Raw genomic sequence first — 7,395 nt, forward strand, 5'->3', positions numbered from 1 at the left:
TCTTTGCCGCCGAAACCTTCCCTGGAACATGATTTGAAAAGCGGGAGCCGGCTTTCGGAACCCGATCATGCTCCAGGAGTTGGATCGGCATGACGATGCCGGCGAAGCCTCGTCCCGATCAGGCATAACAAATTCCAGCTTTCGCATCATTTACTTGCCGCCGCCGCCACTCTAGGCGGCCTGAACCCCGCGAACATTCCTGCAGGCCGATCCCTTATGCACCGAGCCGCCTATCTGTTCCTGCTGTCGACCATGCTGTTGTGGGGCGGCAATTCGGTCGCGGGCAAGCTTGCCGTCGGCCATGTCTCGCCGATGATGCTGGTGTTCCTGCGCTGGGTGATGGCGGTGCTGATCCTGCTGCCTGTCGGCTGGCGGACACTGCGTGAGGACTGGCCCGAAGTGCGCAGCCACTGGAAACTGCTTGCCGGCCTCGGCGCGTGCGGCTTCACCATCTTCAATGTCATCTTCTACACCGCGCTCAACTACACGACCGCCATCAACGTCTCGATCGAGCAGGCGGCCATCCCGATCGTCATCATCCTTGCCAATTTCATGTTCTTCCGGCTGCGCGTGCGGCCTCTGCAGATCGTCGGCGTCGTGCTCACCATCGTCGGCGTCGCGCTGACCGCAAGCCATGGCGACCTCGGTCAGCTCTTGAAGCTCGACCTCAACTTCGGCGACGCCATCATGCTTGTGGCGGTGCTTTGCTACAGCCTCTATTCGGTGGGGCTGCGCCTCAGGCCCGCAATCCGCTGGCAGAGTTTCATGCTGGCGCTGTCGATCGCCGCGCTGCTGATTTCCCTGCCCTTCGTCATCTGGGAGGTCGCGGCCGGCCGCGCCGTCATGCCGGACGCAAGCGGATGGGCGCTCACCCTCTATACGGCCCTCGGCGCCTCGGTCGTCTCGCAGGTTCTCTACATCAAGGGCAACGAGCTGATCGGCGCCAACCGCGCCGGGCTGTTCATCAACCTGGTACCGATCTTCGGCACGCTGCTTTCGGTGCTGATCGTCGGCGAGCAGTTTCAGCCCTATCAGGCCTTCGCGCTGGCTCTTGTCCTCGGCGGCATTGCCCTTGCCGAATACAGCGGCAGCAGAGCGGCACTGCAGGCGGGATGATATCTCCCGCCACGCGTCAAGCAGCCGTTGGCGATGGCTGTACTATCAACGCCTCGCCTGACGATGCAGGCGGGGCGTCTTCATTTTCAACGTTCACTCGGCGCCGACGTCGAAGCGCAGCCGCTTGGCCGAGTCGATCGACTTGTGCGCGCGCACCTGCTCCAGCACCTTTTCCGGGAACGGCGCGTCGAGATAAAGCAGCGCGATGGCATCGCCGCCCGGCCGGTTGCGGCCGAGCTGGAAATTGGCGATGTTGACGCCGTTCTCGCCGCACACCGTGCCGAGCAGGCCGATGATGCCAGGCGCGTCGGCATTGGTCGTGTAGAGCATGTGCTGGCCGACTTCGGCGTCGAGATTGATGCCCTTGATCTGGATGAAGCGCGGCTTGCCGTCGGAGAAGCAGGTGCCGGCGATCGAGCGCGTCATGTGCTCGGTCTTGACCGTCAGCTTGATATAGCCGTCGAACACGCCCGACTTGTCGCGCTTGACCTCGGCGACGATGATGCCGCGCTCCTTCACCATGATCGGCGCCGACACCATGTTGACGTCGGAGACCTGCGGCCGGATCAGGCCGGCAAGGGCGGCGCTCACCAGCGCGCGGGTGTTCATCGTCGCGGTCGAGCCATCGAACAGGATCTCGACCTCCTTGATCGGATCCTCGGTGACCTGACCGACGAAGGCGCCGAGCACCTCGGCGAGCTTGACGAACGGTTTCAGCCGCGGCGCCTCCTCCGCGGTGATCGAAGGCATGTTGATGGCGTTGGAGACGGCGCCATTGATGAGATAGTCGCTCATCTGCTCGGCGACCTGCAGCGCGACATTCTCCTGAGCCTCGGTGGTCGAGGCGCCGAGATGCGGTGTCGCCACGACATTCTCCATGCCGAACAGCGGGTTGTTCTCCGCCGGCTCGACCTCGAATACGTCGATGCCCGCGCCCGCCACCTTGCCGCTCTTCAGCGCCGCGATCAGATCGGCCTCGACGACCAGGCCGCCGCGCGCGCAATTGATGATGCGCACGCCGTCCTTCATCTTGGCGATCGCGGCCGCGTCGATGATGTTGCGCGTCTTCTCGGTCAGCGGCGTGTGCAGCGTGATGAAGTCGGCGCGGGCGAAAAGCTCGTCGAGCTCGACCTTCTGGACGCCGAGCTCCTCGGCGCGGCTGTCCGACAGGAACGGGTCGAAGGCGATCACATGCATCTTCAATCCGACGCCGCGCGTGGCGACGATCGAGCCGATATTGCCGCACCCGATCACGCCCAGCGTCTTGCTAGTGATCTCGACGCCCATGAAGCGGTTCTTTTCCCATTTTCCGGCATGGGTCGAGGCATTGGCTTCCGGGATCTGCCGCGCCAGCGCGAAGATCATCGCCACCGCATGCTCGGCCGTGGTGATCGAATTGCCGAAGGGCGTGTTCATCACGATGATGCCCTTGCGGCTGGCGGCCGGGATATCGACATTGTCGACGCCGATGCCGGCGCGGCCGACGACCTTGAGCCTGGTTGCCGCATTGATCAGCTTCTCGGTGACCTTGGTCGCCGAGCGGATGGCGAGGCCGTCATACTGGTCGATCACCTCGAGCAGCTTTTCCTTGTCCTTGCCGAGGTCGGGCAGGTAGTCGACCTCGATGCCGCGATCCTTGAAGACCTGCACGGCGGTGGTTGAAAGTTTATCCGAAACGAGAACGCGGGGCGCCATCACGGCCTCCTTGAAGGGAATTGGATGTGTCGGGAAATGGTGGCGGCCCGCAGGCCGCCACGGATTTCAGGCCGCCGCCTTGAGCGACGCCTTCTGCGCGGCGAAGGCCCAGTCGAGCCAGGGCAGAAGCGCTTCGAGATCGGCGGTCTCGACGGTGGCGCCGCACCAGATGCGCAGCCCGGGCGGCGCGTCGCGATAGGAGCCGATGTCGTAGGCGACACCTTCCTTGTCGAGCGCCGAGACGAGGCCCTTGGCGAAAGCCGCCTGACCGTCGGCATCGAGCGCCGCGATATCCGGATCGGTGAAGGACAGGCACACGGACGTGTTCGAGCGCGTTGCCGGATCGACGGCCAGATGGCCGAGCCACGACGACTTGCCAACGAACCGGTCGAGCACCGCGGCATTGGCGTCGGCGCGGGCAATCAGCGCTTCCAAGCCGCCGATCGACTTCGCCCAGTGCAGCGCATCGAGATAATCCTCGACGCACAGCATCGACGGCGTGTTGATGGTCTCGCCCTTGAAGATGCCCTCGATCAGCTTGCCGCCCGAGGTCAGGCGGAAGATCTTCGGCAGCGGCCAGGCTGGCTTGTAGGTCTCCAGCCGCTCGACGGCGCGGGGCGACAGGATCAGCATGCCGTGCGCGCCTTCGCCGCCCAGCACCTTCTGCCAGGAGAAGGTGACGACATCGAGTTTTTCAAAGTCGAGCCTTTGCGCGAAGGCAGCCGACGTCGCGTCGCAGATGGTCAAGCCCTTGCGGTCCGCGGGAATGAAATCGCCGTTCGGCACGCGCACGCCCGAGGTCGTGCCGTTCCAGGTGAAGACCACGTCGCGATCGAAATCGATCTGCTTGAGGTCGGGCAGTTGGCCGTAGCCGGCCTCGAACTTGCGCACGTCGGCGAGCTTGAGCTGCTTGACGACATCCGTCACCCAGCCGAAGCCGAAGCTCTCCCAGGCGACCATGTCGACGCCGCGCTCGCCGAGCAGCGACCACAGCGCCATCTCGACCGCGCCGGTGTCCGACGCCGGCACGATGCCGATGCGATAGTTCGCGGGAACCTTGAGGATGTCGCGCGTCAGCTCGATCGCCTGTTCGAGCTTGCTCTTGCCGATCTTGGCGCGGTGGGAGCGTCCGAGCGCGGCCTTAGAGAGCGCCTCGGCCGACCAGCCGGGACGTTTTGCGCAGGGACCTGAGGAGAAATTGGGGTTTGCCGGACGGAGTCCGGGCTTGGTAGGTGTCGTCATCGTGGTCTATCCTTCCAGATAGTGGCCCCTCGTTGGGGAGGGGTGGCCCACGGACGGCGATATGCTTTCAGCCTTTCGGCGTCAAGAGCAAAGTTTTTGTCGTTGTTGGGATATTCCCTTCCACCCGGCGCGCCCCGAAATGAAAACGGCGAGCCGTTGGGCCCGCCGTGGCATTTCGTGACCCGCTTCGCTTTACCAGAGGTCGTAGCGCAGGCCGAATTTGATCTGGTGGTTGCTGATCCCCTTACGGGTGGGATAGGAGGTCAGGCTCTCGGCGGCCACATATTCCGCATTGGGGGCGGAGAAATACTGGTAGCCGAGGTCGACAAGAACATTCTTGGTCACTTGGTATGCAAGGCCCGCATTGAGCGTATAGGCGAGCGAGTATTGGTTTTTGTTGCTGCTCAGGACGAAATCGTTGGAGGAGTCGGCGCTGTCTGTGTATGAGGCCGAAAGCTTGCTTGTCGTCCGAACCAAACCAATGCCGGCGCCGACATAGGGCGTGATCCCGACATAGGTGCCCAGATCGACATAACCATTGAGAATACCGGAGAACGCGTAGTTCTTCACATTTCCCGAGCCCAGGATCGCCGTTCCCGCCGGTGCGACCGCTGAATCGTCATAGCTTACGCTGACGTGATTGCCGGGCAGATAGCCCAGGTTGAGATCGGCGCGAAGGTAATCGTTGAAATGATAGCCGAAGCCGATGCTCGCGAAATACGCGTCCTCGCCCTCGCTGAAGCTTTCGTTGTCGATCGCTGACGGGAAGGTGAAATCCCCGTTGTCGAAGGTCTCCTGCGGCAGATAGGCGACGTCCCCGCGCAGATACCAGCCCGAGCCGACCTCGACCGGCTGGTAGTCCGGCGCCTGGTCGACATAGATCGGCGGATCGTAGTCGGCCGCGAGCGCCGGCGTCATCGGCAACAGGATGGTTGCGGCAAGAGCTGACGCGATACGCGATCTGGATGTCATGGTCCCCGGCTCCCGAGATTGGCGCCAGCCGCGAACGCGGGCGCCGTTTCAAGCAGCCATTGTTAACCATAGTGGTTAAGTGCCGGTTAAGGCTAACAGAGAGTTACCGAATTGATTTCGATGAAATTTCACCCGCCGCGCACAAACGAAAACCGCCCGGCTGATGCCGGGCGGTCGAACTTCGGATGCGCCAGTTCTACTTGGTGTAGATCGGTTCCGGCTCAGGCTGATAGGCGACCACCGGCGCGGCGCAGCCATTATTGCCGCCGAACTGATAGCGCAGACCGCCGCGCACTTCATGCGTGTTGATGCCGTGGTCGAAACCCGGTCCGGAGCTGGTCGTATCGAATTCGAACATGCGCCCACCCTCGATGTGAGTGAAGCGGTAGCCGGCATCGAGGATGACCTTGTCCGTGAGGCAGTAGGAAGCGCCGGCCATAAGCGCGTAGGCGAAGCGCCAGTTGGACGACCCGGGGTTGGTTTCGGTGGTGTTTGGGTCATGGACCGTGTCCCACTTGACATGCGCACCACCGATGCCAGCGCCGATATAAGGGGTGACGCCGTTCCACGTGCCGATATCCACATAGGCATTTGCAAGCAGAAGCAGAGCGCTCATGCTCGACTCTTCGGTCGATGTCGTGATCAGATCCGAGGTCTGGCCGTTGAAGTCCGACTTGAACCAGTAGTCGGCAGTCAGATCCGTACGCAAGTAATCGTTGATCTTGTAGCCGACGCCGGCGCCGAGCGAGAACCCGCCCTTTAGGTCGCCGAAATCGAAATCGTTGGTGCCGGGCGGTGGGCCGTAGGTGATGTAATCGATGCTGTCCAAATTCGACCAGTGGTAGTCGATATCGCCGCGGATGTACCAACCGCCGACATCGACCGGTTGAGCCTCGACAACCGGCGGCGGCGCCTCCTCGACCGGAGGCGGCTCCGCGAAGTCGGCGGCGAGCGCCGGTCCGGCCACTCCCGCGAGCAACGCGGCAAACAAAGCCATTCTTGCTGTATTGAACATGCTGTCACCCCTAAGAGACCTCGGGACGACACCGCCCGAAGATGAACCTCGGCGTGGATAATGAATTGCAAAGGTTAAAGGCCGTTTAACCGTACCGATTAACCACGAATCTATGCAATTTTAGAGGGTATGCCGTTGCCCGGCCGTTGGGGGCGCGCACAAAAAAGCCCGCCGGGCGGCGGGCTTCCAAGCGCGAAGAGCTTTGGCCCGATCTCTCTGTCAGGCGGCGCTGCGCGTTTCCTGGAGGATGCCCACGATGTCGTTGACAACCGCCTCGACCAGCTGCGGATCGTCGCCCTCGGCCATGACGCGGATCAGCGGCTCGGTGCCGGATGGCCGGATGACGAGGCGGCCGGACGTGCCGAGCCGGTTGCGCCCTTCTTCGATCGCCGCCTTGACCGGCGCTTCCTCCAGCGGCTTGCCGCCGGAGATGCGGACGTTCTTGAGAAGCTGCGGCACCGGCTCGAACTTCTTCGACAATTCGCTGACCGGGCGGTTCTGCCGCTTGATGCAGGCGAGCACCTGCAGCGCCGAGACCAGACCGTCTCCCGTGGTCGAGAAGTCGGAAAGCACGATGTGGCCGGACTGCTCGCCGCCGACATTCAAGCCATGCGCGCGCATATGCTCCACGACATAGCGGTCGCCCACCTTGGTGCGATGCAGCTGCAGCTTCATATCGCCGAGGAAGCGCTCCAGGCCGAGATTGGACATCACGGTGGAAACGACGCCGCCGCCGGCCAGCCTTCCGCTCTGGTGCCAGGATTCGGCGATCAGCGCCATGATCTGGTCGCCGTCGACGATCGCTCCGTTCTCGTCGACGATGACCACGCGGTCGGCATCGCCGTCGAGCGCGATGCCGATGTCGGCGCGCACCTCATGCACCTTCTTCTGCAGGCCGGCCGGATGGGTCGAGCCGCATTCCTTGTTGATGTTGAAGCCGTTCGGCTCGACATTGATCGCCACCACCTCGGCGCCGAGCTCCCACAGCGCCTCCGGAGCCACCTTGTAGGAGGCGCCGTTCGCGCAATCGACGACGATCCGCAGGCCCGAGAGCGACATCGAGCGGGGCAGCGTGCGCTTGGCGAATTCGATATACCGGTCATGCACGCCATCGACGCGCTTGGCGCGGCCGAGCCCGTCGGAATCGGCGAGCGCCAGCTCGATGTCCTTGTCGAGCATGCCTTCGATGCGCTCCTCGATCTCGTCGGAGAGCTTGTAGCCGTCGGGACCGAACAGCTTGATGCCATTGTCGTAATAAGGGTTGTGCGAGGCCGAGATCATCACGCCGATGTCGGCGCGCAGCGAGCGCACCAGCATGGCGACGGCAGGCGTCGGTATCGGGCCGAGCAGGAAGA

General features: G+C 63.1%; 6 protein-coding genes. 1 reads left to right on the forward strand and 5 read right to left on the reverse strand.

Going from position 1 to position 7,395, the window contains the following annotated elements; genetic code table 11:
• Positions 1 to 216 precede the first annotated feature (216 nt).
• Positions 217 to 1,116 carry a DMT family transporter gene (locus EOA27_RS14540; RefSeq protein ID WP_126080763.1) on the forward strand — a complete coding sequence of 300 codons (900 nt, stop codon included), beginning with the start codon at positions 217 to 219 and terminating at the stop codon, positions 1,114 to 1,116.
• A gap of 93 nt (positions 1,117 to 1,209) precedes the next feature.
• Here EOA27_RS14540 and serA read toward each other — a convergent pair whose 3' ends face one another.
• The 5 genes from serA to glmM all read right to left on the reverse strand — a co-directional run.
• Complete coding sequence (serA, locus tag EOA27_RS14545) at positions 1,210 to 2,811, reverse strand: phosphoglycerate dehydrogenase (protein ID WP_126080762.1); 1,602 nt, start codon at positions 2,809 to 2,811, stop codon at positions 1,210 to 1,212.
• Between the two features lie 66 nt (positions 2,812 to 2,877).
• On the reverse strand, positions 2,878 to 4,053 hold the full coding sequence (locus tag EOA27_RS14550; RefSeq protein WP_126080761.1) for a phosphoserine transaminase: 1,176 nt from the start codon (positions 4,051 to 4,053) through the stop codon (positions 2,878 to 2,880).
• Between the two features lie 192 nt (positions 4,054 to 4,245).
• Complete coding sequence (locus tag EOA27_RS14555; protein ID WP_126080760.1) at positions 4,246 to 5,025, reverse strand: outer membrane protein; 780 nt, start codon at positions 5,023 to 5,025, stop codon at positions 4,246 to 4,248.
• A 196-nt stretch (positions 5,026 to 5,221) separates the two neighbouring features.
• Complete coding sequence (locus EOA27_RS14560; protein ID WP_126080759.1) at positions 5,222 to 6,040, reverse strand: outer membrane protein; 819 nt, start codon at positions 6,038 to 6,040, stop codon at positions 5,222 to 5,224.
• A 219-nt stretch (positions 6,041 to 6,259) separates the two neighbouring features.
• Positions 6,260 to 7,395, reverse strand: a 1,136-nt coding sequence (gene glmM / locus EOA27_RS14565; RefSeq protein WP_127256562.1) for a phosphoglucosamine mutase, incomplete at its 5' end; no start/stop codon positions are given.

The sequence above is a fragment of the Mesorhizobium sp. M2A.F.Ca.ET.037.01.1.1 genome (assembly GCF_003998075.1).
Lineage (GTDB): Bacteria > Pseudomonadota > Alphaproteobacteria > Rhizobiales > Rhizobiaceae > Mesorhizobium.